The organism is Mycobacterium sp. E2479, from assembly GCF_001667925.1.
Taxonomy (GTDB): Bacteria; Actinomycetota; Actinomycetes; order Mycobacteriales; family Mycobacteriaceae; genus Mycobacterium.
In genome coordinates this window covers 1-24524 of record NZ_LZJR01000162.1, presented here as the reverse complement: position 1 = coordinate 24524, position 24524 = coordinate 1, and the positions used below count along the sequence as shown (strand labels likewise).

The window sequence follows — 24524 nt, the reverse complement described above, 5'->3', positions numbered from 1 at the left end:
GAATTCGAAGCAATCATGACCACACCGGCCAGTCAGGCCGCATGACCGAAACTGTCACCTATCCGTGCAGCAGACCCCACGACCGAGAGCGGCGTGCGCTGTGATAGACCGCTATGAGGTAGTAAGCGGATGCCTAACGGGCACGGCGGAAGCGGCTCGCGATTGACGACGTCCGAGAATCTAGGAACCTCGCCCCACAGGTGGCTCGGCGATATTAGAGATATTGCTGGCCAGCAGTGACCCAGCAGCGGCAGGACTCGCGCGCTGGAAGTCAGCAAGCACCTGGTGCCAGCCTCCTGATTTGAGAATTAACGTTCTCGGAAAAGACAAGCAGCGTTTACGCTGAGGCTGCGACAGCAATTCGACGACTCGGAAGGTGACCACGATGGCGCAGGATCGAGAGGCTCTACACCGCAGGATGGCATACGCCAAGTGGGAGGCCTACGCGAAAGCGCCCGAAACCAACCACATCACCTATGGAGATGAGTGGATTTACGCGCCGGACGCAGTGATGATGTGTCCCTTGTTCAACGGAGGCGTTGCGCAACCGATGGCGGACCTCTTTACTGAGGAACTCGCGGCCGCTATGACCAAGTACGCGCCCGACGGCGACATGCTTACTCCCGAGTTTCGTATGTGGTGGAAGCACGTCCCCGACTTCCGGATCGTGACTCCCTTCGACTGCACCGCTGCCGACTGGGGCTTCGCCGTGCGTGACACCTATGCGGGCACACTACCCAACGGCACGGTGCTCGAATTGCATGAGTGGGATTACGTCTGGACCAACCAGGATGGCCACATCAAACGCTGGGACTGGTTCGTCGACTCTCGGGAGTGGTACCCATTTCTCGAGATCATCGGACTTGACCCCAAGGAACTGACCTACCAGGGATATACGCTGAACTTCTTGCAACAAGGCGGGGCGAGTGACTAGTCGCGCTTCGCTTCAGCCATTTCACTAGGACGGCTGACCTCCTGCGTTGCTGGCGACGCCGCCGTCACACCGACCCGCTATCACGCTGCTGTCAGGGCGAGTCCGAAAGCCGTGAGTTGGCCGCTCGAATGGTGGCCGACATGCGCTCTCGCCCACACGTTAATACCGTGCCCCCAGTCGGACTCGAACCGACACTGGGCGGATTTTAAGTCCGCTGCCTCTGCCAATTGGGCTATGGGGGCCCGGCGGCGAATGCTAGCGCGCCGCCGCCGAAACCGAGACATCGCATCCCGCTGGAAATAGCCCGAAATCGCAAGATGCATTCGCGATCAGTGTCGGCTACGATCCGCGCCCGCGCGGCTTAACCACGGGTTTCCGCGCGATGACAGATGACGCCGTTATGTCGTCCGGCAGGACCGTGTTAAAACTGCCGACTCCATCGTTAAAAAGCCGTAAACGGCCGTCAACCTGGCCCTTTCCGCCGGGAACGTGAACGCGTGGGTCGTTAGTGTTACGCCAACGCACAGGGGCCGTTACGCAAACACACAGGTCGACCAACACATGGGGGTCGGCTCGTTCCAACTTTAGGAGCAACCGTGGCTTTTCTGACAACACAAACCGAAGAGATGCTCGCTGCCGAGGGGCTGCTCTCGGGCATCAACGCCAACCTGGCCGCGCAGAACGCGGGCGCCGCGGCGGCGACCACCGTCATCGCTCCCGCCGCCGCTGACCCGGTGTCGATCCAGCAAGCGGCAATCTTCTCGGCGTACGGCACCCAGTACCAAACGATCGCGGCGGAGGCGCAGACCCTTCTGCAAAATTACGCGCAAACCCTCGGCATCAGCTCCGGCAGCTACGGGGACACCGAAGCCATCAACGCAGCCCAGGCCACGCTGTCCAACGCCTCCAACCTTGCCGGCGTTTCGAATGCCGCTGCGACCCCCGGCTCCAACCCCCTAGACATCCTCCAGTGGCTGCTCGGCGGTACCGGCAACTACAGCGCCGGACTCGGTGGGCCGTTCGGCCTGTCCAGCAACTTGGGCAACATCTTCAACATCGGTGGAGGGAACTGGGCGTCCGCTGGCTCCGCCCTGCTCGGCTTGGGCGGCGGCGGTCTGCTTGACACCTCCGTCGCCGACGCCGCCGGTTCGGCCGCCGACGCGGCGGGTCTCGCCGACGCGACGGCGCCGATGGCGCCGATGGCCGGTGGCGGCATGGCTGGCCTGGGCGCACCGATGGCCGCAGCAGGACAGGCAACCATGGTCGGCAAGCTGTCGGTGCCACCGACCTGGGCCGGCTCAGCGACCCCGGTCGTCGGCACGAGCGCGGCGCCGCTGGAGACGGTGGGCTGGACTGCCGCGGCGCCGCAGGCCGGCGCGGGGACGATCATCCCCGGGATGCCCGGAGTGGGCGCGGCCGCGCGCAACAGCGCCGGCTTCGGCGCGCCGCGCTACGGCGTCAAGCCGATCGTCATGCCGAAAGCGGCGACCGTCTGAGCAGCGAGCTCGGTTAACGCGAAGCGAAATTCGAACGGATACAGGGAGCGAGAAGACAATGGTTTTTGATTTTGCCGCCATGCCACCGGAGATAACCTCGACGCTCGTGTACGCCGGTCCGGGCGCGGCACCGCTCATGGCCGCCGCGGCGGCGTACGCCAACCTGGCCGCCGAGGTGAGTTCCACGGCGACGCAGTGGGAGTCGATCATCTCGTTGCTGACCACAGAGAGCTGGACAGGCGGGGGGTCGGCGGCGGCGGCGGCCGCGGCCCAGCCGATCATCACCTACCTGACCGAGACGGCGGCGACGCTCGAGCAGGCGAGCGCACAGGCCACGGCGTCGGCCGCCGCCTTCGAGGCGGCGTACATGGGCGTGGTGAACCCGGCGCTGGTCTATGCCAACAGAGCCGCGTTTTATGCTGCCCTCGCCGGGCTGCCCTTCACGCTTCCGCAAGTGGCTGCGTTGGAAGCCGAGTACGAAGCGATGTGGGTCCAAGACGCCACCGCGATGGGCGCGTACCAAGCCGCCTCCGCGGCGGCCGGGGTCCTTACACCCGTCACGCCACTGACCTCGACCACCAATCCGGCGGCCGCTTCGGCGGCGGATAGCACCGCCCTTGCCGCTGACTCGACGGGCGGCACGCTGCAGGCGTTGGCCGCCAGTCCCCTCTCGGACGCATTGAGCATCCCCGGCTACACGACCCCGGATATTCCGGCCACCGGGGCGAACCTTTTGCAGTCGTTTGACGGCTTGCTCGGCACGCCGTCCGTCTTCAACGCCATCAACGGCGCGGTCAACACGAGTGCATGGTGGGTTTGCACCGCCATCCCGACGGCCGTATCACTCGGGCACACCCTGGGGACCGTGCCGGCGATCCCCTTCGCCCTCACCGACTCCGTTGCACCCGCCGCGGGTGCGGCCGCGATTACGCCGGGCACGATGGTGGGCTCGGTGTCGGGCGCGGGGGCCTCGGCGGCCGTCGGCGAGGCCTCCGCGGTCGGCGGACTGTCGGTTCCGGCCAGCTGGAGTGCGGCCGCGCCGGCGTCGGCGGCTTCCTCCACCGCTCCCCTCGCAGGCTCGGGGTGGACGGCGGCGGCCGAGGCGGAGTCGGTCAGCGCGATGCCCGGCATGCCCGGAATGGCGGCGGCGGCAAAGGGCGCTGGCGCCTACGGCACCGGACCGCGATACGGCTTCAAGCCGATCGTCATGCCCAAACAGGTCGTCGTCTAAAGAGAAGACCGCTGATATGGCAAGAAGGGGGTAGATGTCACCGGTTTGAGGCGAAGCATTTAACCGGGGCGCCGTAATCTATTTACAACGCGGCCACCACGGCATTAAGTACAACTGGTAAAGACTTCCGCGAACTGAAGCTTCACGATAGGAGACAGCCGACATGGCAACACGTTTTATGACCGACCCGCACGAGATGCGGGCGATGGCGGGCCGTTTCGAGGTGCACGCCCAGACCGTCGAGGACGAGGCTCGCAAGATGTGGGCGTCCTCGATGAACATCGCCGGCGCGGGCTGGAGCGGTCAGGCGCAGGCCACCTCGTACGACACCATGGGTCAGGTCAACCAGGCCTTCCGCAACATCGTCAACATGCTCCACGGAGTGCGCGATGGGCTGATTCGCGACGCGAACAACTACGAGCAGCAAGAGCAGGCCTCGCAGCAAATCCTCGGCAGCTAACGCCGATTACCGCAGCTGCCTAACATCTCGAAGACATTAGGAGTACACCGTTATGAGCATCAATTACCAGTTCGGCGACGTAGACGCCCACGGTGCCTTGATCCGCGCCCAGGCCGCGTCCTTGGAGGCTGAGCACCAGGCCATCATTCGTGATGTGCTTGCTGCCGGCGACTTCTGGGGCGGTGCGGGTTCGGTGGCATGCCAGGAGTTCATCACCCAGTTGGGTCGTAACTTTCAGGTCATCTACGAGCAGGCCAACGCGCACGGACAGAAGGTCCAGTCCGCGGGCAGCAACATGGCCAGCACCGACAGCGCCGTTGGGTCCTCCTGGGCCTAAAACGTCTTGAGACGGGGCCGCACACCATTCGATGTGCGGCCCCGTTTTCACCTGAAACTTAGTTTCGCGCTGTGTTCGGCGACGCCGACCACTGCCCGGCCGCCACAGCAACGACTCTGCATCCCAGCATTTTTGGCACGCCGTTTTCAGTTCGAGCGGACCCCACGGCATAAACTACATTTGAGAATTCTATGAACTCCGTGACAGTCGGGTGTGTGGCTTGCCAGAATGTAGGAACATGACCGCAATGTCGGGGTACTCAAGCACGCAGCGTCCACGCCAAGCCATCCTGGGCCAGCTGCCCAGGATCCACCGTCCCGACGGGTCACCCATCCGGGTTTTGCTGGTCGACGACGAGCCGGCGTTGACCAACCTGGTAAAAATGGCGCTGCATTACGAGGGTTGGGTCGTCGACATCGCCCACAACGGGCGCGAGGCCATGGCCAAGTTCGACCGGGTCAGTCCCGACGTCCTCGTCCTCGACATCATGCTTCCCGATGTGGACGGGTTGCGAATCCTGGAACGCGTCCGGCAATCCGACGCTTACACCCCCACGCTCTTCCTCACCGCGCGCGACTCGGTGATGGACCGGGTCACCGGTCTGACCGCGGGCGCCGACGATTACATGACCAAGCCGTTCAGCCTCGAAGAACTGGTCGCCCGGCTGCGCGGCTTGCTGCGCCGCTCCGGCCAGCAACCCGCGCCGACCTCCGAGACGCTCAAAGTCGGCGACCTCAAGGTCGACAGCGCCAGCCGGGAAGTCACCCGTGACGGCGATCCGATATCGCTGTCCTCTACCGAATTCGAATTGTTGCGCTTCCTCATGCGCAATCCCCGCCGCGCCCTGAGCCGCACCGAGATCCTGGACCGTGTCTGGAATTACGACTTCGCCGGCCGCACCAGCATCGTCGATCTCTACATCTCGTACTTGAGGAAGAAGATCGACTCCGGGCGGGAACCGATGATTCATACCGTCCGCGGTGTGGGGTACATGCTGCGGCCGGCGGAATGACCCCAGACCCGGACAGCACATCCGGGAATTTCCCCCGGTGGTTCCCCCATTCGCTACGGCGCCAACTGCTCTTAGGCGTGCTGGCCGTGGTCAGCGTTGTGCTGGTGACCGTCGGCATCGTCTCGGTGCTGAGCTTGCGCGGCTACGTCAACATCATGAGCGATGCCGCCGTCGCACAGTCCCTGGACGCGTTGAGCCACCAGTACACCAAATACCGGAAGGGCGAACATGTTTCGCCGCATCCCGGCACCCCGCCCATCGAACAGGCGATGCTGGAGTTCACCGGGCAGACGCCGGGAAACCTGATCGCCGTGCTGCACAACGGCACCGTGATCGGGTCGGCGGTCTTCTCCGAGGACGAACCGAAACCCGCGCCACCCGACGTCGTCCGCGACCTTCAATCGCAATCGTGGCGTGACGGTTCGCCACGCACCGAATCACTCGGCAAGCTGGGGCCTTACCGTATCGACAGCACCGTCGACGGCTCCGACGTCCTCGTGGTCGGGGTGTCGCAGAAACTCGCCGACCGCATCATCGCCCGTAAGCAGCTCACCACCATCGCGCTCACCGCGGCGGCATTGCTGCTCACCGCCGGGCTCACGGTGTGGGTGGTCGGCTACACGCTTCGTCCGCTGCGCCGGCTCGCGGCCATCGCCGCCGGTGTCGCGGCCATGCCGCTAACCGGCGACGACCACCGGATCAGCGTCCGGGTACCACCGCAGGACACCAATCCGCAAAACGAGGTGGGGATCGTCGGCCACACGTTGAACCGCTTGCTGGACAACGTCGATGGCGCGCTGGCGCACCGGGTTGACTCGGACATGCGGATGCGCCAATTCATCACCGATGCCAGCCATGAGTTGCGCACACCGCTGGCCGCCATTCAGGGCTACGCCGAACTCACCCGTCAGGACAGTTCGGCGCTGCCGCCGACCACCGAATATGCACTCGCCAGAATCGAGTCCGAAGCCCGGCGGATGGCGTTGCTCGTCGACGAGTTGCTGCTGCTTTCCCGTCTGGGTGAAGGTCAAGACCTGCAGTCCGAGGACGTCGACCTGGCCGAGGTGGTCAGCAATGCCGTCAACGACGCGACGGTGGCGGCCTCGACGCACCGCTGGGTCAAAGAGCTGCCCAGTGAGCCCGTATGGGTGCGCGGCGATCACGCCCGGCTACATCAGCTGGTCAGCAATCTGCTCAGCAATGCCCACGTGCACACCCCGCCGGGGGTTACGGTGACGACCGAAATCACCTGCCGCCACACCGGTCCCGAGGCGCCGTGCGCGGAATTGACCGTCACCGACGACGGCCCGGGGATCGACCCGGAGCTGCTCCCGAAGTTGTTCGAGCGGTTCGTCCGGGCCGACAAGTCCAGATCCAACGGCACCGGCAATGGCCTGGGACTAGCCATCGTCAGTTCGATCGTTAAGGCTCACCATGGTTCGGTCACTGCCGAATCCGACGAGAGCAGCACGGTTTTCCGGGTGCGGCTGCCATTGATCAGTAGTTCCGTCGCCGACGAACCATCACACTAGCGCGCCGGCACCCATGTGTGGGCCGCTGCGGGTCATTGAGCCGCTGCAATCTCCTGACCCGGCCGTGAGACGCGGCCGACTCGGCTCTCGGGGCGCGCGTTAAGAACCCGTAAATGTGCACCGCGCGCCCGTTAGGAAATCGTCAACCGGACGCGCCGGCGGATGACACCGGAGCTAATTTCGAGCTGATCTGGCTGGCGAGACCGCGCTGTGGCTGCCTCGTCGAGTTCCCCTTTTGTATGCACGTGATCGGCACGGGACGGAGAAATGATGGGCGTCGTGGTGTATCTCGTGCTGACCGTGGCGATGTTCGCCACACTCGGCCTGGCTCAGAAGTTGGTCGAACGGCTGTGAACTATCAGAACGCGGTCGGCCTGGTGCTTTGCATCCTCATTGCGCTCTACCTCGCAGGCGCCCTGCTGTTCCCCGAGAGGTTCTAAGTGAGCACGACAACAGCCGGGATCGGATTCTTCGTCGTTCTCGTCGCGGCCGTGGTAGTCGTGCACATTCCCTTCGGGGACTACATGTTTCGCGTGTATACGTCCGAAAAGGACCTCCATGCCGAGCGGGTGATCTATCGACTGATCGGGGTCGACGCCGGCTCGGAGCAGACCTGGGGGGCCTATGCCCGCAGCGTGTTGGCGTTCTCGTCGGTCAGCATCCTGTTCCTGTTCGTCTTCCAACTCGTTCAGGACAAGTTGCCGTTGCACCTGCACGACCCGGCCACAAAGATGACGCCGTCGTTGGCCTGGAACACCGCGGTCAGCTTCGTCACCAACACCAACTGGCAGGCGTATTCCGGTGAAACGACCCAGGGCCATCTCGTACAGATGGCAGGACTGGCGGTGCAGAACTTCGCGTCGGCCTCAGTGGGTATGGCGGTGGCGGTGGCGCTGGTGCGCGGGTTCGCCCGCAGACGCACCGGGGAGCTCGGAAACTTTTGGGTGGACCTGACGCGCGGAACGCTGCGAATCCTGTTGCCCATCGCCATCATCGGCGCGATCCTGCTGGTGGCCGGCGGGGCGATCCAAAACTTTCACCTGCACGACCAGGTCGTCACCGCGGTCAACGGCACGCGGCAGACCATCACCGGCGGGCCGGTGGCCAGCCAGGAGGTCGTCAAGGAACTTGGCACCAACGGCGGCGGCTTCTACAACGCGAACTCCGCGCACCCGTTTGAAAATCCGACCGCCTGGACCAACTGGCTGGAAATCTTCCTGATCTTGGTGATCGGCTTCTCGCTGCCGCGAACCTTCGGGCGGATGGTGGGTAACACCAAGCAGGGCTTCGCGATTGCGGCCGTCATGGCGACGCTCTACACCACCGGCACGACGTTCATGCTGTGGTTCCAGGTGCAGCACCACGGCACGGTCCCGACGTCGATCGGCGCGACGATGGAGGGAGTCGAGCAACGCTTCGGTGTCACCGATTCGGGGGTGTTCGCCGCCGCGACGACGCTCACCTCCACCGGCGCCGTCGACTCCACCCATGACTCGCTGACCAGCCTGGGTGGCATGATCGCGATGTTCAACATGCAGCTGGGCGAGGTCGCGCCCGGCGGGACAGGTTCTGGCCTGTACGGCATCCTCATCCTGGCGGTGATCACCGTCTTCGTCGCCGGGCTGATGGTCGGGCGTACCCCCGAGTACCTCGGAAAGAAGATCACCCCACGCGAAATCAAGCTTGCCGCAAGTTATTTCCTGGTGACGCCGTTGATCGTTTTGACCGGTACCGCGATCGCGATGGCGCTGCCAGGCGAGCGGGCCGGCATGCTCAACGGCGGACCGCACGGACTTTCCGAGGTGCTCTACGCCTTCACCTCCGCGACCAACAACAACGGGTCGGCGTTCGCCGGACTCAGTGCCAACACCGATTGGTGGAACACGGCCCTCGCGTTGGCGATGGCCTTCGGCAGATTCCTGCCCATCGTGCTCGTGCTGGCGCTGGCCGGTGCGCTGGCCAGGCAGGGCAGCACACCGGAGTCGACGGGCACCCTGCCTACTCACCGGCCGCAATTCGTCGGGATGGTCGCCGGCGTCACGTTGATTGTCGTCGCCCTCACATTCCTGCCCATGCTCGCGCTCGGGCCTCTCGCCGAAGGAATCCACTGATGACCGCGACCGCCATCGACCCGGCCGAGTTGACCCGAACGGCGACTCCCGCAAGCAGAAAGCGGGTGCGGGGCGGCCTGCTCGACCCGACAATGCTGTGGAAATCGACACCGGATGCGCTGCGCAAACTCGACCCGCGCACCCTGTGGCGGAACCCGGTGATGTTCATCGTCGAAATCGGCGCCGCCTGGAGCACCGTGCTGGCGTTCATCAACCCGACGTGGTTCGCCTGGCTGACGGTGCTCTGGCTGTGGCTGACCGTGCTGTTCGCCAACCTGGCCGAGGCGGTGGCCGAAGGCCGGGGCAAGGCCCAGGCCGAAACGCTGCGTCGGGCCAAGACCCAAACTATGGCCCGGCGACTCAAAGACTGGGCACCAGGAGCCACCGCGGTCGAGGAAGCGGTCGCCGCGCCACAGCTGCAGCAGGGCGACATCGTTGTGGTCGAGGCCGGTCAGGTCATCCCGGCTGATGGCGATGTCGTGGAAGGTATTGCCTCGGTGGATGAATCGGCGATCACGGGTGAATCGGCGCCGGTGATCCGCGAGTCCGGTGGTGACCGCTCGGCGGTGACCGGCGGTACCACGGTGCTGAGCGACCGCATCGTCGTGAAAGTCACCCAGAAGCCGGGAGAAAGCTTCATCGACCGGATGATTGCGTTGGTCGAGGGCGCTAACAGGCAGAAAACTCCCAACGAGATCGCGCTGAACATCCTGTTGGCGGCGTTGACGATCATCTTCGTGTTCGCCGTCGCGACCTTGCAGCCACTGGCGATCTACTCCAAGGTCAACAATCCGGGAGTCCCGGATAGCCAGGCTCTCAACGCAAATGGTGTCACCGGGATCGTGATGGTCTCACTCCTGGTCTGCCTGATTCCGACGACGATCGGTGCGCTGCTGTCCGCCATCGGCATTGCCGGCATGGACCGGCTGGTGCAGCGAAACGTACTTGCCATGTCCGGGCGGGCGGTGGAGGCCGCCGGCGATGTGAACACCCTGCTGCTGGACAAGACCGGCACCATCACCCTGGGCAACCGGCAGGCTGCGGCCTTCATCCCGCTCGATGGGGTCTCCGCCGAACAGCTTGCCGACGCCGCGCAGTTGTCCAGCCTTGCCGACGAAACACCGGAGGGCCGTTCGGTTGTCGTGTTCGCCAAGCGACACTTCGGGTTGCGTGCACGCACGCCCGGTGAACTCGCCCAGGCCCGATGGGTGACATTCTCGGCCGCCACCCGGATGTCGGGTGTCGACCTCGACAGTCACCTGTTACGCAAGGGTGCCGCGAATTCGGTGGCGGAATGGGTACGCGCGCAGGGGGGTACGGTGCCAAAACAACTCGGCGAGGTCGTCGACGGCATCTCGGCCGGGGGCGGTACTCCGCTGGTCGTCGGGGAAAGCGGTGCCGGCATGGCCGACAGACAAGCACGAGTGCTCGGTGTCATCCATCTCAAGGACGTCGTCAAGCAGGGCATGCGTGACCGGTTCGACGAGATGCGGCGGATGGGCATCCGGACGGTGATGATCACCGGAGATAATCCGTTGACCGCCAAAGCGATTGCCGACGAAGCCGGCGTCGATGACTTTCTGGCCGAGGCCACACCCGAGGACAAGCTCGACCTGATCAAACGCGAACAGGAAGGCGGCAGGCTGGTCGCGATGACGGGCGACGGCACCAACGACGCTCCCGCCCTGGCACAAGCCGACGTGGGTGTGGCGATGAACACCGGTACGTCGGCGGCCAAAGAGGCCGGCAACATGGTGGACCTGGACTCCGATCCCACCAAACTCATCGAGATCGTGGAGATAGGCAAGCAGTTGTTGATCACCCGCGGCGCCCTGACCACCTTCTCGATCGCCAATGACATCGCCAAGTACTTCGCGATCATCCCGGCGATGTTCGTCGCGCTCTTCCCAGGGCTGGACCTGCTCAACGTGATGCGGCTGCACAGCCCGCAGTCGGCGATCCTGTCCGCGGTCATCTTCAACGCGATCATCATCGTCCTGCTGATCCCGTTGTCGCTGCGCGGCGTGCGGTACACGCCGAGTAGCGCGTCAAAACTGCTGAGCCGCAATCTTTATATCTACGGTCTCGGCGGTATCGCCACCCCGTTCGCCGGAATCAAGTTGATCGATCTGATCGTTGGATTCATCCCAGGGATATCGTGATATGTCTTTCTCCAATTTCGTTCGTCTGCATTGGGCCGCGCTGCGCACGCTGCTGGTGCTGACCGTGATCACCGGCCTGGGCTATCCCCTGTTCATCTGGGTGGTCGCACACTTTCCCGGATTGCGCGACCAGGCCGAAGGGTCGATTCTGGCGGCCGACGGGAGGCCGATGGGCAGCCGACTGATCGGCCAGGCGTTCACCGACAAGGACGGCAACGCGCTCCCGCAGTACTTTCAGAGCCGCCCCTCGGCGGCCGGCAACGGGTATGACCCCACCTCGTCGGGTGGCAGCAACCTCGGCCCGGAGAGCATCGTCGACAAGCCCGCCGATCCATCGCAACTAGCGGTCGGCAAGTCGGCATCGGATGCCGGGTTCAAACCGAGCCTGTTGACGACCGTGTGCTCGCGCAGCGCCGCCGTCGGCAAGCTGGAGGGCATCGATGGGTCGCGACCGTTCTGCACCGGCGGTGGTGTGGGTGCGGTGCTGTCGGTGATCGGCCCGCGCGACGCGCGCGGCAACGTCATCCGCCCGACCCGGGTAGTCAGCGTCAACGAGCCGTGCGGATCGACGACCACGCCGTTCCTCACCCGCTACGACGGCGTGCGGGTCGAATGCGCAAAGTATGGCGAGGACTACACGATCGGGCAGATCGTGCCGATCCGCGGCGCCGCACCCGGCGACCCGGCGGTGCCGGCCGACGCGGTAACGGCCAGCGGCAGCGGGCTGGACCCGAACATCTCACCCGCCTATGCCGACATCCAGGTGGCGCGGGTGGCCAAGGTGCGCCACGTCAGCCCAGATCAGATACGCCACGTCGTCGCACAGAACAGCAGCGGCCGCGGACTCGGATTCTTCGGTGAACCGTGCGTCAATGTGCTGCAACTAAATCTGCAACTCGACCACCGGTATCCGGTCACGAGTTAGCGCCGAAGGGGGATGATGGTTGACGTGAGCGACGTCAGCGTCGGCGACCACCATCCCAAACGCGGGGAACTACGCATCTATCTCGGTGCGGCTCCGGGCGTGGGCAAGACGTACTCGATGCTTGGCGAGGCACATCGGCGGCTGGAGCGCGGCACCGATGTGGTGGCCGGCGTGGTGGAAACCCACGGCCGGTCGAAAACCGCTGAGCTGCTTGAGGGCATCGAGCTCATCCCGCCGATTTACATTGACTATCGCGGCGGCAGCTTCGCCGAACTAGACGTGCCGGCTGTTTTGGCGCGCCGCCCGCAAGTCGTCCTCGTCGACGAGCTCGCACATACCAATACACCGGGCAGCAAGAACGCCAAGCGCTGGCAAGACGTCGAAGAACTGCTCGACGCCGGGATCACAGTGATCTCAACGGTCAACGTTCAACACCTGGAAAGCCTGAACGACGTCGTCGCCCAAATCACCGGCATAGAGCAAAAAGAGACGGTTCCGGACTCGGTTGTCCGACAGGCGGCTCAGGTCGAGCTCATCGACATCACGCCAGAGGCGTTACGCCGCAGGTTATCTCATGGCAACGTGTATGCACCGGATCGCATCGATGCGGCGCTGTCCAACTACTTCCGGCGCGGAAACCTGACCGCGTTACGGGAACTGGCGCTGTTGTGGCTGGCCGACCAGGTCGACACCGCGTTGGCCAAATACCGCGCGGAGAACAAGATCACCGACATGTGGGAGGCCCGCGAGCGGGTGGTAGTCGCGGTCACCGGTGGTCCCGAATCCGAAACACTGGTGCGACGGGCATCGCGGATCGCATCGAAGTCCACCGCGGAGCTGATGGTGGTGCATGTCATCCGCGGTGACGGTCTGGCCGGCCTGTCGGAGTCGCGGATCGCCAAGATCCGTGAGTTGGCGAGCAGCCTGGACGCCTCGATGCACACCGTGGTCGGTGATGAGGTTCCCAGGGCGCTGCTCGAGTTCGCCCGCGAAATGAACGCCACGCAGCTGGTGATCGGCACTTCGCGGCGATCGCGCTGGGCACGCCTGTTCGAGGAGGGCATCGGTCCTAGGATCGTGGAGCTGTCGGGAAAGATCGACGTGCACCTGGTCACCCACGGGGAGTCCAAGCGCGGCTTCCGGGTGTCGTCACTCGCGCCCCGCGAGCGGCGGGTGCCGTCGTGGCTGGCGGCCTTAATCGTGCCGTCGGTCATTTGCGCGGTCACGGTCACGACGCTGGATCCGTATCTGGACACCGGCGGCGAGAGCGCGCTGTTCTTCATCGGCGTGCTGCTGGTCGGCCTGCTGGGAGGCGTTGCGCCCGCGGCGCTTTCGGCCGTGCTGTCCGGCCTGCTGCTGAACTACTACCTGATCCCCCCGCGGCACAGCTTCACCATCGCCGAACCCAACAGCGCCATCACCGAATTGGTGTTGCTGCTCATCGCGGTCGCCGTCGCGGTGCTGGTCGACTTCGCGGCAAAACGCACCCGGGAGGCCCGTCGCGCTTCGCAGGAAGCCGAGCTGCTGACCCTGTTCGCGGGTTCGGTGCTGCGCGGCGCCGACCTGGAAACGCTGCTCGAACGGGTACGAGAGACCTACGCGCAGCGTGCGGTCAGCATGCTGCGCGAGACCGCCGACGACATGCGAGCGGGTGGCAACACGAGTGAGGTCGTCGCCTATGTGGGCCGCGATCCCTGTGTCACCGTCGATTCCGCCGACACCGCAATCGAAATCGGCGACGACGAGTTCTGGATGCTGCTGGCGGGACGCAAGCTGTCCGCACGTGATAGGCGGGTACTGGGGGCGGTGGCCAAGCAGGCCGCGGGTTTGATCAGACAGCGCGAGCTTGCCGAAGAGGCGAGCCGAGCCGAGGCGATCGTCCGGGCCGACGAACTTCGGCGCTCACTGCTATCTGCGGTCAGCCACGACCTGCGCACGCCGCTGGCCGCGGCCAAGGTCGCCGTCTCCAGCCTGCGCGCCGAGGACGTCGCCTTCTCCCCCGCCGACACCGCAGAATTGCTGGCCACCATCGAGGAGTCGATTGACCAGCTGACCGCTTTGGTCGCAAACCTGCTCGACTCGTCGCGTCTGGCCGCCGGGGTGATCCACCCTGAACTGAACCGCGTGTATCTGGAGGAGATCGTGCAACGGGCACTGGTCAGCATCGGCAAGGGCGCCACCGGATTCTTCCGGTCCGCCATCGATCGGGTCAAGGTAGAGGTGGCCGACGCCATGGTGATGGCCGATGCGGGGCTGCTTGAACGGGTGCTGGCCAACCTGATCGACAATGCGCTGCGCTACGCGCCCAACTGTGTGGTCCGGGTGAACGCCGGAAGGGTGGGTGATCGCGTGCTGATCAACGTCATCGACGAAGGCCCCGGGATTCCGCATGGGGCCGAGGAACAGATCTTTGAAGCGTTTCAGCGTCTCGGCGATCACGACAACACGATCGGTGTCGGCCTGGGGATGTCGGTGGCGCTTGGCTTCGTCGAAGCGATGGGCGGGACGATTGCCGCCACCGACACCCCGGGAGGCGGGCTGACCGTGATCGTGGATCTGGCTGCGCCACAGGCGATTGATGCGTTATGACGCGTGCCGGCGACGATGCAGAGCGCAGCGATGCTGAGGAGCGGCGCATATGACGAGGGTCCTGGTCATCGATGACGAACCGCAGATCCTGCGTGCGCTACGCATCAACCTGACGGTGCGGGGCTATGACGTGATCACCGCGTCCAGCGGTGCCGGCGCGTTGCGCGCGGCCGCCGAGCACAAACCTGACGTGGTGATCCTCGACCTCGGCCTGCCCGACATCTCCGGCATCGACGTGCTGGCCGGTCTGCGTGGCTGGCTCACCGCACCGGTGATCGTGTTGTCGGCGCGCACCGATTCGTCGGACAAGGTCGAGGCGCTGGACGCCGGCGCCGACGACTATGTGACGAAACCCTTTGGGATGGATGAGTTCTTGGCGCGGCTGCGCGCCGCCGTGCGGCGCAACGCAGCTGCATCCAAACTGGAGCAACCGGTGGTCGAGACCGAATCGTTCACGGTCGACCTGGCCGCCAAGAAGGTCACCAAGAACGGCCGCGAAGTCCACCTCACCCCGACCGAGTGGGGGATGCTCGAGGTCCTTGTCCGCAATCGCGGCAAGCTGGTGACCCGCGAGGAACTCCTCAAAGAGGTGTGGGGCCCGGCATATGCGACCGAAACACATTACCTCCGTGTGTATCTCGCGCAGCTGCGCCGCAAACTCGAGAACGATCCGTCGCATCCAAAGCACCTGCTGACCGAGTCGGGGATGGGGTATCGCTTCGAGGGATGAGCCCCGTGTTTGAAACCGCGTCCCGTCGTCCTCGTACCACCTGCCTCGTCCAGCCAGGCGCGCCCCACCCACCACTTTGGCCCCCGCACAGGTGGGTTAGTCAATTGCCCGCCTCATAGCGACAACTGAGGCAGCCGCCTCCCGCAACGTTAAAACCCTTTGGTGAATTCGGTGTTCGGTGCCACGCGGCATGTATCCCGGCCCGTACCGGCCCCGTCCGAGTCTCGTTACCCGGCCCCGTTCGATTTCCCACCGCAGTGCATCCGAGATCACCTTCGACGGTCTGGCCCGGACGCAAAACCCATGCCAGTCAAGCGCTTCAGTCAGCTCCGTGATGGTGGCCGGTCCATGCACCGCCAACTGCATCGCCAACACGTAGCGCAGTTCGATCCCTCTGAGTGAATAGCTCATCCCCCGACCGTTGCACACGGGTCCGACACCGACCGAGCTGTCGCTATGAGGCGGGCAAAAGATGTACCCACTTTCCCAGAGGCCAATGTGGCAAGTGTGATTTATTCGGTGATGGACAACACGATGCCATCCAGGATGTCATGCTCGCTGACCGTCAGCTCGTCGATGCCCGCTCGCTCGCGCAGCTCGCGCGCCAACTCCTCGACCACAATCGCACCCCCGCCGATCACGTCGGCCCGACCCTCGTGCATAGGCGGCAGCGACGCACGCTCGGCTCGTGTCATGCCGATCAGCCGTTCGCACACCGCCAGCAGGTCGTGGCCGGGAACACGCGAAAGATGAATGGCGGCAGAGTCATACGCCGTCAGATTATGCGCCAGTGCGGACAACGTAGTCATGGTCCCGGCCAGCCCCACCCACGTCTTCGTCCCCTCCACGGGCACGACCCCCAGCGCGGCCTCCAGCCGTTCGCGTACCACCCGGCGCGCCGCCGCGACCTCCTCGGGCGTCGGCGGGTCCGAATGCAGGCAACGCTCGGTCAGCCGGACGCAGCCGATGTCGGCCGAGTAGCTGGCCGTCACGCCGTCTTCGGCATCGGCGCCGACCACAATCTCGGTGGAGCCGCCACCCAGGTCGATGACGACGAAAGGGCCGGCGGCACTGTCCAACTCGCCGACCGCTCCGCGGAAGGATAGCTCGGCCTCTTCAGCGCCGGTAATCACCTCTGCCACCGCTTTAGGCAGCACCGCGCCCAACACGTCGGCCGTCATCGCAAAAAACGCGTCGCGGTTGGCGACATCGCGGGCCGCGGATGTGGCCACCATTCGCACGCGCCGCGCACCGTGCGCGTTGATCAAGGCCGCGTAATCGGTGAGCGCCGCGCGGGTACGGGCGATCGCGTCCGCGGCGAACTCACCCGTCGCGTCGACACCCTGCCCCAGCCGCACGATCCGCGTCTCCCGGTGCACATCGCGTAACCGGCCACCGTCGAAGTCCGCGATCAGCAACCGGATTGAGTTGGTACCGCAGTCGATTCCCGCGAGCCGGCCGCTTACCATTGCCCGGCCGCCAAAATGCCCGCCATCGCCGGCTCGTCGGCCAGGATCGCCAGCGCCTCGTCCCCGAACGGATTGACGCCGGGACCCTTGGCCAGCGAATGGGCGATCAGCACATGCAGACACTTGACCCGGTCAGGCATTCCGCCGCCGGAGAACGTGGTCCCCAGTGATTCGACCGCGTCCCGTTCGGCGAGATACGACTCGTGGGCGCGCCGGTACGCGGCCGCCAACTCCGCGTCCTGGGCCAGCCGCTCGGTCATCTGGCGCATCAACCCCGTGGTCTCCAGCCTGCTTGCGGCGGCCGTCAGCGCCGGATGGGTCAGGTAGTACAACGTCGGAAACGGCGTGCCGTCAGGCAGTTTCGGCGCCGTCTTCACCACGCCCGGCTCACCGTTGGGACACCGGTAGGCGATTTCGAGCACCCCGCGCGGCTCGCGCCCGAGCTGGCGCGCCACCGCCTCCAGGTCGGCATGATCAACCACCGGGACCCGTGGGATTCGCTGTCGGCACCGGACCGGCTGGTGCCGGTTCGGCCGGAGGGGGCGGGGGATTGGCCGGAGGCAGGTGCGGAGTGTCCGCGATGGTGTGCCACAGCGACGTGTACCACGGCTCACCGTTGGCCGGCTTCGCCGACGGAGATCCCGGCTCCGTGGGCTGGGCCGCCGACGGCGGAAGCTGAACCTGGAACGGGATGTCTCCGGGCTTGACGAAGCCGAGCCGTTCGCGAGCCTGCGCCGCAATGTACGCCGGGTCAGCAAGTTTGGCCTTCCGCTGCTCTAAGTCAGCGACCTGACTGCGCAGCGCGGCCTCGGTGGCGGCCAGCTGATTCATCTCCGTGCGCTGCGCAAAGTAAGTGCGCACCGGGCCGGCGATGGTCAGCGTCAGCACGCAGATCACCGCCGCCAGCACCGCCGCGCGGCGCGCGGTGAAACCCAGTCGTTGTTCGGAGCGCTGCTCGAGGGATTGGGCGGCTTGGCGCGTGATGGGTTCGACGACATGCTCTTGCTGCGTTCGCGTGGGGGTCCGCCCGGCCTGGTTGGCCGTGGAGGACGTACGCGAAGACGGCTTGGAGGACGGCTTGGCCGTGGGACGGCCCCGACCCGAATCACCGGCCTTCCCCGGGCGGGATGCCGGGGAGCGCCGCTTCGAGTCGGGCCGTTTCGCGTCAGCCATGTCAGCCGTTGGACGTCAAGCTATTTCGCCTCCACGGCGTACCGCGGGAAGGCCAGGTCGCCGGCGTAGCGTGCGGCGTCACCGAGCGCCTCTTCGATCCGCAGCAGCTGGTTGTACTTGGCGACGCGCTCGCTGCGAGCCGGCGCCCCGGTCTTGATCTGCCCGCTGCCGACGGCTACCGCCAGGTCGGCGATGGTGGTGTCCTCGGTCTCGCCGCTGCGGTGGCTCATCATCGTGCGATAGCCGCTGTGGTGGGCCAGCGCGACGGCGTCGAGTGTCTCGGTCAGCGTGCCGATCTGGTTCACCTTGACCAGCAACGCGTTTGCGACGCCCTTGTCGATGCCCTCTTCCAGCCGCTCGGGATTGGTGACGAAGATGTCGTCGCCGACCAGCTGCACCCGTTCGCCGATCGACGCGGTCAACGTCGCCCAGCCGTCCCAATCGTCTTCTGACAGTGGGTCTTCGATGGACACCAGCGGATACGAGCCGAGCAGGCCGGAGTAGAACTCGGCCATCTGCTCGGCGGTGCGCGTGGCACCCTCGAACTGGTAGCCGGTCCCGTCGGTGAAAAACTCGGTGGCGGCCGCGTCGAGGGCCAACGCCACGTCGGCGCCGAGCTTGAAACCGGCCGATTCGATGGCCCGGCTGATCAGATCCAGGGCCGCGGTGGTGCCCGCGACATCGGGGGCGAAGCCCCCCTCGTCGCCCAGGCCCGTGCTCAGCCCCTCCTTCTTGAGCACCGACTTCAGCGCGTGATACACCTCGGCGCCCCAGCGCAACGCTTCGGCGAAGCTGGGCGCACCGATCGGTGCGACCATGAACTCCTGGATGTCGACGGCGGTGTCGGCGTGTGCGCCGCCGTTGAGGATGTTCATCATCGGCACCGGCAGAATGTGCGCATTCGGGCCGCCGAGGTAACGGAACAGCGGCAGCTCGGCGGAATCGGCGGCCGCCTTGGCCACCGCAAGGGACACACCCAGAATCGCGTTGCCGCCCAGCCTCGACTTGTCGGGGGTGCCATCCAGATCCAGCAGCGCCTGGTCCACCAACCGCTGATCATCCGCGTTCAGGCCGATCACCGCGGGACCGATTTCGTCCAGCACAGCCTGCACCGCTTTCTGCACGCCCTTGCCGCCGTAACGCTCGCCGCCGTCGCGCAGCTCGACCGCCTCGTGCTCGCCCGTCGACGCGCCGGACGGCACCGCCGCGCGGGCAAAGGTTCCGTCGATCAGGGCTATCTCGACCTCGACCGTCGGGTTACCGCGGGAGTCGAGGATCTCGCGGGCCCCGACCTGCTCGATAATCGGCACTGAGTTCTCCTTGCCTGAACTTGGTGGGTCGCCGGTGCGTGCTTTCGCCGGTCAGCGATACATCCTGCTACAGCGGGTGACCTTTTGCGTAGGCGGTCGCCCAATCGCGGACCGCGCGCGCGTAGACACCGGAATTGTTGTAGGCACGCAGCGCGGTGATCCAGCCGCGGGGCGTTGCGAGATCCTTTCCGCGCCAACATAGATAGCCCGCCGCCGCGAGCGCGGCATCGTCGATGTTGTCCGGACTCACCCGGCCGTCGTTGTGAGCGTCGACACCGTAGAGCCGCCACGTCTCCGGGATGAACTGCATCGGACCCATGGCCCGCGTCACACCGTCGTCGTCGGTGACGCTTTCCTCGGCGTCGACGATGCGCAGCGTGCCGCCGCTGCCGTCGAGGCGGACACCCCTGATCGGGGGGCTCACATCGCCGTTGGGCGCCAGCCGCGCGCCCCGGTAGGTGCCGTGATGGCTCTCGACCTGGCCGATGCCCGCAAGAGTGGTCCACGCGATGTGGCATTTCGGGTTTTCGACTTCGGCGACCCGGGCGGCGTAGGCGTAGGCCTCGAGCGCGATCACCGGGATCTCCAGCCCCGCCGACCGCTGCTGAGCCCACTCCCGCAATTGATCCGCGGGCCGGCCAGTGGCATGAGTGTCCACCGCCGGCACGGCATCCCCGGCCGGTGGCGGGACGCCGTCGGGAATGAACAGGCTGAGCTGCCAGGTACAGCTAGAAGCCAGCACGATCGAGGTCGCGCCAATCACGGCGGCCGCGCGCATCCAACGCCTCGGCGACACCATGCTTCCTGGGCTCCCCACACTCGCCTGCACCAACTTCCGCCACACCATCGTCCCACGCATTCGGGAACTACCCGGTCGTCTCGGGCCTCGCCGCACCAACCTGTCGTCGGATCCAGCTAATTTTCGGTTAGCTGCTAGTCGCCTCGGAGAGCGCGGCCAGACCGAGCCCGAACACGGGTATTCGCAACCTCATCCGCGATATTACCGACCGCTCCACGTCAAATACGGCAAACATTCCGGTGATCCTCGCCTTCGCAGGCGAAAGTGTGAGATATTGCGCGGCGGCGCGGTGGAAACGGCGCCGTTTCGTCAGGCGTCGCCGGCCGTGGCGTCGGCGCTGGATTCCACCTCGACCAAGGCGGTGTGGGGCTCGGCGTCGGTCTCGGCCGCCGACTCCTGCTGTCGATTTTCGAATGCCGGTGCATCGGCCGGCCAGTGCGCACGCCACTCCTCCTGCGAGATCTCGCCGACCGGGGCCACATCGAACTCCTCGGGAACATCGGTACCGCGGCGTGCGGCCGAGATCGTCCGCTCGACTCCGCGGACCGTTTCCACGAAGTCCAGAACGGCCGCGCGCAGGGCACTTTCGGCATCGACGTCGGCCGACACTGAAATTGTGCTGATCGCCTCGGGGATCAAATCGGCGGGCAAGCCCGCTTTGCCGGCACGCGCAATGACCTTTTGGGCCAGCGCCAATGCGGGCTGCCCGGTGTGCACGTCGTCCATCACCGATTTCCGCGGCTTTTCGGCGGCCTTGCGCTCCTCCCACTGTGCCAGCTGTTCTTCGAGCGAAATAGGTTGCCCGGCAAGCACTCCGGGTACCCGATTGCCCAGCTTTCGCATCAGGGTGGTTGCGACGTCGTCGATGGTGAAGGGCAGATGCGGAGCATCTTCGGCAATGCGGGCGTGAAACAACACCTGCAGCAACACGTCGCCGAGCTCTTCGCGCAACTGGTCTGCGCTGCCACTGCCGACCGCGTCCAGCAGTTCGTAGGTCTCCTCCAGCAGAAATCTGCGCAGCGAATCGTGCGTCTGCTCGCTTTCCCAGGGCCCGGCGGTGCGCAGTTTGTCCATCATCGCCACCGCATCGACCAGCCGTTCACCACGCGGCGTCTCGGGCGCCGAGATCAGCCGCGCACCTGCCGCCAACCGGGCGACGACGGCGGGGTGGTCGGGGTCGGACGACAGCAGCACGGGGGCGTCTTCGCCGGAATGCACCGGGCGCGCCGCGGGCAGCGACCAAGGCACGGCGACGGGCATCTCCTCGGTGTACTGCACCTCGCCGCTGAGGTGCTCGATGGCTTCGACGGGCACCAGCGAGGGGCGACGGGGGTCGAACAAGACGACGATCATTCGCGCCCCTCCTCCGCATCGCTTCGGCCCCCGCAAGCGGGCCCTACCCCCACTGCATCGTCGCGGGCGCGGATCATCGCGCCTGTCGCTGCTCACTTGCCATCGACGACGACAGTTCACTCGTTATACCAATGTCGGTCTGCGGTGTGCCCTGCAGTGCCGTCACCAGGTCGGCCACCATCTGCACCAACTCGACATCGCGCAGTCGCGGCGCGCCCACGCCGCCGGATCGCGGAATGGGAACCTGCACGGTCGAGGTCGTGGCGCGGTAGCTCGCGGCCGGATACATCCGCTTGAGCCGCACCTGAGCCGAATCCGGCAACGTCATCGGCGACAGCCGGACCGTCGACGCCGACGCCGCCGACACCTCGGTAATGCCGGCGCCGCGGCACAGCAACCGCAGTCGCGCCACCGCCACCAGCCGAAGGGCCGGTTCGGGCAGCGACCCGTACCGGTCGATGAGTTCCTCGACGACCGCGTCGATTTCCCCGTCGGAGGCCGCCGCGGCCAGCCGACGGTAACCCTCCAGCCGGAGCCGGTCGCTGGCGATGTAGTCCGGCGGCAGGTGCGCGTCGACGGGCAGGTCGATCCGCACGTCCTTGGGCTCCTCGGCGGTGGTGACCGTCTGGCCGTCGGCGGCGGCCCGGTACGCCTCGACCGCCTCGCCCACCAACCGGACGTACAGGTCGAAGCCGACCCCGGCGACGTGCCCCGACTGCTCGACTCCCAACACGTTGCCGGCGCCGCGGATTTCGAGGTCCTTCAGCGCGACGGCCATGCCGGCGCCCAGCTCGTTGTTCTGCGCGATGGTGGCCAGCCGGTCGTAGGCCGTCTCGGTCAGCGGCGCGTGCGGCGGATACAGGAAGTACGCGTAGCCGCGCTCTCGGCTGCGGCCGACCCGGCCGCGCAGCTGGTGCAGCTGCGAGAGACCGAACGTGTCGGCGCGCTCCACGATCAGCGTGTTGGCGTTGGAGATGTCCAGCCCGGTCTCCACGATCGTGGTGCACACCAGGATGTCGTACTCGCGATTCCAGAACCCCTGCACCGTGCGCTCCAGCCGGTCTTCGGGCATCTGCCCGTGCGCGACGACCACCCGCGCCGCGGGCACCAGGTCCCGGATCCGGGCCGCCGCCCGGTCGATCGAGCTGACCCGGTTGTGCACGTAGAAGACCTGCCCGTCGCGCAGCAGCTCGCGGCGAAGGGCGGCCGCGACCTGCTTGTCGTCCTGCGGGCCGACGTAAGTCAGCACGGGATACCGCTCTTCGGGCGGCGTCAGGATCGTCGACATCTCGCGGATGCCGGCCAGGCTCATCTCCAGCGTCCGCGGGATGGGGGTTGCGCTCATGGTCAGCACGTCGACGTGGGTGCGCAGTGACTTGATGTGCTCCTTGTGCTCGACGCCGAACCGCTGCTCCTCGTCGACCACCACCAGACCGAGGTCCTTCCAGCGCACCCCGGTCTGCAGCAGCCGGTGCGTGCCGATCACCACGTCCACCGATCCGTCGGCCAGGCCCTCGATGACCTGCTTGGATTCGGTGGCGTCGGTGAACCGGGACAGGCCCTTGACGGTCACCGGGAATCCGGCCATCCGGTCGCTGAAGGTCTGCAGATGCTGGTCGGCCAGCAGCGTGGTCGGCACCAGCACGGCGACCTGCTTTCCGTCCTGGACCGCCTTGAACGCCGCCCGCACGGCGATCTCGGTCTTGCCGTAGCCGACGTCGCCGCAGATCACCCGGTCCATCGGGATCGGCTTTTCCATATCCGCCTTGACTTCGGTGATGGCGGTCAGCTGGTCGACCGTCTCGGTGTACCCGAACGCGTCTTCCATCTCGGCCTGCCAGGGGGTGTCCGGGCCGAATGCGTGCCCGGGACTGGCTTGCCGCTTGGCGTACAGCGACACCAGTTCACCGGCGATCTCCCGTACCGCGCGCCGGGCCTTGGTCTTGGTGTTGGTCCAGTCGCTGCCGCCCAGCTTGCTCAGCGCGGGCGCCTGGCCGCCGACGTACCGCGACAGCTGGTCCAGCGAATCCATCGGGACATAGAGTTTGTCTGATCCACCGCCGCGCTTGCTCGAGGCGTATTCGAGCACCAGGTACTCGCGGCGGGCGCCGCCGACGGTGCGCTCTACCATCTCCACGAACCGGCCGATGCCGTGCTGGTCGTGCACCACCAGATCGCCGGCGGTCAGCGCCAACGGATCAACGGTGTTGCGCCGCTTGGCCGCCAGGCGTTTGCCCTCGACGGCCGTCACCCGGCTTCCGGTCAGGTCCGTCTCGGTGATCACCACCAACGTGGCGCCTGGGATGATCACGCCGTCGTGCAGGGGTCCCTTGAGCACTCCGACCACACCGGGCTTGGGCGCGGCACCCGAGTCGAGCATGGCGGCGGGGGTGTCGCATTCGCCGAGCCGTTCCACCACGCGATGCGCGGTGCCGGCGCCGGGTGCGACGACGACGGCGTAGCCGCCGGTGCTGACGTGCGCGCGCAGCATCGCGAAGATGCCGTCGATATCGTGCTGGTGCCCGCGCGCCGACGGCGCCGACCGGATCTCGAGCTCCACGGCCGACTCGTCGGACAGCTGGCTCAGCGTCCACCACGGATGCCCGCCACGAGCCGCCGCGGCGCGCACGTCATCGAGTTCGGCGAACCCCGATCCGCCGAACTGCGCGACGTCGACGGGCGCGTCGGTCCCCAACGCCGCGACCGACCACGACGCTTCGAGGAATTCGCTACCGGTCTTGATCAGGTCGGCGGCGCGGGTGCGGACCTTCTCCGGGTCGCAGACCAAGACCGGTGTGCGCTGGGCCAATTGGTCGGTCAGCAGGACGTGCTCGCCGGGCCGAAGCACCGGCAGCAACGCCTCCATGCCGTCGACCGCGACGCCCTCGGCGATCTTGGCCA

Annotated in this window: 22 protein-coding genes and 1 tRNA gene; 14 read left to right on the top strand and 9 right to left on the bottom strand. The window is 66.0% G+C overall.

Going from position 1 to position 24524, the window contains the following annotated elements:
- Positions 1 to 385: 385 nt before the first annotated feature.
- Positions 386 to 934, top strand: coding sequence for a hypothetical protein (locus A5686_RS25275; protein WP_067940142.1), 549 nt, complete (start codon positions 386 to 388; stop codon positions 932 to 934).
- Positions 935 to 1102: 168 nt separating this feature from the next.
- Here the strand turns inward: A5686_RS25275 and A5686_RS25270 are convergent.
- Positions 1103 to 1176, bottom strand: a tRNA-Leu gene (locus A5686_RS25270).
- Positions 1177 to 1530: 354 nt separating this feature from the next.
- On the opposite strand from A5686_RS25270, the gene A5686_RS25265 reads away from it, so the two are divergent.
- The 13 genes from A5686_RS25265 (at position 1531) to A5686_RS25205 (ending at position 15519) form a co-directional block, all read left to right on the top strand.
- The gene (locus tag A5686_RS25265; RefSeq protein WP_067940140.1) at positions 1531 to 2430 is read left to right on the top strand and encodes a PE domain-containing protein; all 900 of its coding nucleotides are present in this window, start codon (positions 1531 to 1533) and stop codon (positions 2428 to 2430) included.
- A gap of 58 nt (positions 2431 to 2488) precedes the next feature.
- Positions 2489 to 3661: a PPE domain-containing protein gene (locus A5686_RS25260; protein ID WP_067940138.1), complete on the top strand. Its 1173-nt coding sequence runs from the start codon at positions 2489 to 2491 to the stop codon at positions 3659 to 3661.
- Between the two features lie 163 nt (positions 3662 to 3824).
- Positions 3825 to 4121 (top strand): WXG100 family type VII secretion target, encoded by a 297-nt coding sequence (locus tag A5686_RS25255; RefSeq protein WP_067929734.1) that lies wholly within the window; start codon positions 3825 to 3827, stop codon positions 4119 to 4121.
- Positions 4122 to 4173: 52 nt separating this feature from the next.
- Positions 4174 to 4458 carry a WXG100 family type VII secretion target gene (locus tag A5686_RS25250; protein ID WP_062899478.1) on the top strand — a complete coding sequence of 95 codons (285 nt, stop codon included), beginning with the start codon at positions 4174 to 4176 and terminating at the stop codon, positions 4456 to 4458.
- A 238-nt stretch (positions 4459 to 4696) separates the two neighbouring features.
- On the top strand, positions 4697 to 5470 hold the full coding sequence (locus A5686_RS25245; RefSeq protein ID WP_067940136.1) for a response regulator transcription factor: 774 nt from the start codon (positions 4697 to 4699) through the stop codon (positions 5468 to 5470).
- A complete protein-coding gene (locus A5686_RS25240; RefSeq protein ID WP_067940131.1) occupies positions 5467 to 7002 on the top strand; it encodes a cell wall metabolism sensor histidine kinase WalK in 1536 nt (511 codons plus the stop codon). The genes A5686_RS25245 and A5686_RS25240 overlap by 4 nt, the downstream gene beginning before the upstream one ends.
- A gap of 270 nt (positions 7003 to 7272) precedes the next feature.
- Complete coding sequence (locus A5686_RS28530; protein WP_156750236.1) at positions 7273 to 7356, top strand: potassium ABC transporter ATPase; 84 nt, start codon at positions 7273 to 7275, stop codon at positions 7354 to 7356.
- Entirely contained in the window at positions 7353 to 7442 is a 90-nt protein-coding gene (locus A5686_RS28525) for a K+-transporting ATPase subunit F (protein WP_067940127.1), read from the top strand. Before A5686_RS28530 ends, A5686_RS28525 begins: the two co-directional genes overlap by 4 nt.
- Positions 7443 to 9113 (top strand): potassium-transporting ATPase subunit KdpA, encoded by a 1671-nt coding sequence (kdpA, locus tag A5686_RS25225; protein WP_067940125.1) that lies wholly within the window; start codon positions 7443 to 7445, stop codon positions 9111 to 9113.
- The gene (gene kdpB / locus A5686_RS25220; protein WP_067940123.1) at positions 9113 to 11275 is read left to right on the top strand and encodes a potassium-transporting ATPase subunit KdpB; all 2163 of its coding nucleotides are present in this window, start codon (positions 9113 to 9115) and stop codon (positions 11273 to 11275) included. The genes kdpA and kdpB overlap by 1 nt, the downstream gene beginning before the upstream one ends.
- Before the next feature lies 1 nt (position 11276).
- Positions 11277 to 12200, top strand: a complete 924-nt coding sequence (locus A5686_RS25215) for a potassium-transporting ATPase subunit C (protein WP_067940121.1) — start codon at positions 11277 to 11279, stop codon at positions 12198 to 12200.
- A 12-nt stretch (positions 12201 to 12212) separates the two neighbouring features.
- Positions 12213 to 14789: a sensor histidine kinase KdpD gene (locus A5686_RS25210; RefSeq protein WP_067940119.1), complete on the top strand. Its 2577-nt coding sequence runs from the start codon at positions 12213 to 12215 to the stop codon at positions 14787 to 14789.
- Positions 14790 to 14838: 49 nt separating this feature from the next.
- Entirely contained in the window at positions 14839 to 15519 is a 681-nt protein-coding gene (locus A5686_RS25205; protein ID WP_067940117.1) for a response regulator, read from the top strand.
- Positions 15520 to 15615: 96 nt separating this feature from the next.
- On the opposite strand, the gene A5686_RS28140 is transcribed toward A5686_RS25205, so the two are convergent.
- The 8 genes from A5686_RS28140 to mfd form a co-directional block, all read right to left on the bottom strand.
- Entirely contained in the window at positions 15616 to 15930 is a 315-nt protein-coding gene (locus tag A5686_RS28140; RefSeq protein ID WP_067940115.1) for a hypothetical protein, read from the bottom strand.
- Positions 15931 to 16031: 101 nt separating this feature from the next.
- On the bottom strand, positions 16032 to 16988 hold the full coding sequence (locus A5686_RS25195; RefSeq protein ID WP_067940113.1) for a Ppx/GppA phosphatase family protein: 957 nt from the start codon (positions 16986 to 16988) through the stop codon (positions 16032 to 16034).
- Positions 16982 to 17470 (bottom strand): DUF501 domain-containing protein, encoded by a 489-nt coding sequence (locus A5686_RS25190; protein ID WP_067940111.1) that lies wholly within the window; start codon positions 17468 to 17470, stop codon positions 16982 to 16984. The genes A5686_RS25195 and A5686_RS25190 overlap by 7 nt, the downstream gene beginning before the upstream one ends.
- Positions 17463 to 18161: a septum formation initiator family protein gene (locus tag A5686_RS25185; protein WP_067940110.1), complete on the bottom strand. Its 699-nt coding sequence runs from the start codon at positions 18159 to 18161 to the stop codon at positions 17463 to 17465. The genes A5686_RS25190 and A5686_RS25185 overlap by 8 nt, the downstream gene beginning before the upstream one ends.
- A 20-nt stretch (positions 18162 to 18181) precedes the next feature.
- On the bottom strand, positions 18182 to 19471 hold the full coding sequence (gene eno / locus A5686_RS25180; protein ID WP_067940108.1) for a phosphopyruvate hydratase: 1290 nt from the start codon (positions 19469 to 19471) through the stop codon (positions 18182 to 18184).
- 67 nt (positions 19472 to 19538) lie between these two features.
- Positions 19539 to 20267: a lytic transglycosylase domain-containing protein gene (locus tag A5686_RS25175; RefSeq protein WP_156750235.1), complete on the bottom strand. Its 729-nt coding sequence runs from the start codon at positions 20265 to 20267 to the stop codon at positions 19539 to 19541.
- A gap of 312 nt (positions 20268 to 20579) precedes the next feature.
- Complete coding sequence (locus tag A5686_RS25170; protein ID WP_067940104.1) at positions 20580 to 21623, bottom strand: nucleoside triphosphate pyrophosphohydrolase; 1044 nt, start codon at positions 21621 to 21623, stop codon at positions 20580 to 20582.
- 73 nt (positions 21624 to 21696) lie between these two features.
- A partial coding sequence (mfd, locus tag A5686_RS25165) for a transcription-repair coupling factor (RefSeq protein WP_067940102.1) occupies positions 21697 to 24524 on the bottom strand: 2828 nt, incomplete at its 5' end.

What these genes read in the sequence shown, in the direction of transcription:
- A5686_RS25205 (WP_067940117.1), top strand. Translation starts at nt 14,839, where the DNA reads ATGACGAGGGTCCTGGTCATCGATGACGAACCGCAGATCCTGCGTGCG.
- A5686_RS25215 (WP_067940121.1), top strand. Translation starts at nt 11,277, where the DNA reads ATGTCTTTCTCCAATTTCGTTCGTCTGCATTGGGCCGCGCTGCGCACG.
- A5686_RS25240 (WP_067940131.1), top strand. Translation starts at nt 5,467, where the DNA reads ATGACCCCAGACCCGGACAGCACATCCGGGAATTTCCCCCGGTGGTTC.
- A5686_RS25170 (WP_067940104.1), bottom strand. Translation starts at nt 21,623, where the DNA reads ATGATCGTCGTCTTGTTCGACCCCCGTCGCCCCTCGCTGGTGCCCGTC.
- A5686_RS25275 (WP_067940142.1), top strand. Translation starts at nt 386, where the DNA reads ATGGCGCAGGATCGAGAGGCTCTACACCGCAGGATGGCATACGCCAAG.
- A5686_RS25255 (WP_067929734.1), top strand. Translation starts at nt 3,825, where the DNA reads ATGGCAACACGTTTTATGACCGACCCGCACGAGATGCGGGCGATGGCG.
- kdpB (WP_067940123.1), top strand. Translation starts at nt 9,113, where the DNA reads ATGACCGCGACCGCCATCGACCCGGCCGAGTTGACCCGAACGGCGACT.
- A5686_RS25250 (WP_062899478.1), top strand. Translation starts at nt 4,174, where the DNA reads ATGAGCATCAATTACCAGTTCGGCGACGTAGACGCCCACGGTGCCTTG.
- A5686_RS28530 (WP_156750236.1), top strand. Translation starts at nt 7,273, where the DNA reads ATGGGCGTCGTGGTGTATCTCGTGCTGACCGTGGCGATGTTCGCCACA.
- A5686_RS25260 (WP_067940138.1), top strand. Translation starts at nt 2,489, where the DNA reads ATGGTTTTTGATTTTGCCGCCATGCCACCGGAGATAACCTCGACGCTC.
- A5686_RS25210 (WP_067940119.1), top strand. Translation starts at nt 12,213, where the DNA reads ATGATGGTTGACGTGAGCGACGTCAGCGTCGGCGACCACCATCCCAAA.
- A5686_RS25245 (WP_067940136.1), top strand. Translation starts at nt 4,697, where the DNA reads ATGACCGCAATGTCGGGGTACTCAAGCACGCAGCGTCCACGCCAAGCC.
- A5686_RS25185 (WP_067940110.1), bottom strand. Translation starts at nt 18,161, where the DNA reads ATGGCTGACGCGAAACGGCCCGACTCGAAGCGGCGCTCCCCGGCATCC.
- A5686_RS25195 (WP_067940113.1), bottom strand. Translation starts at nt 16,988, where the DNA reads ATGGTAAGCGGCCGGCTCGCGGGAATCGACTGCGGTACCAACTCAATC.
- A5686_RS28140 (WP_067940115.1), bottom strand. Translation starts at nt 15,930, where the DNA reads ATGAGCTATTCACTCAGAGGGATCGAACTGCGCTACGTGTTGGCGATG.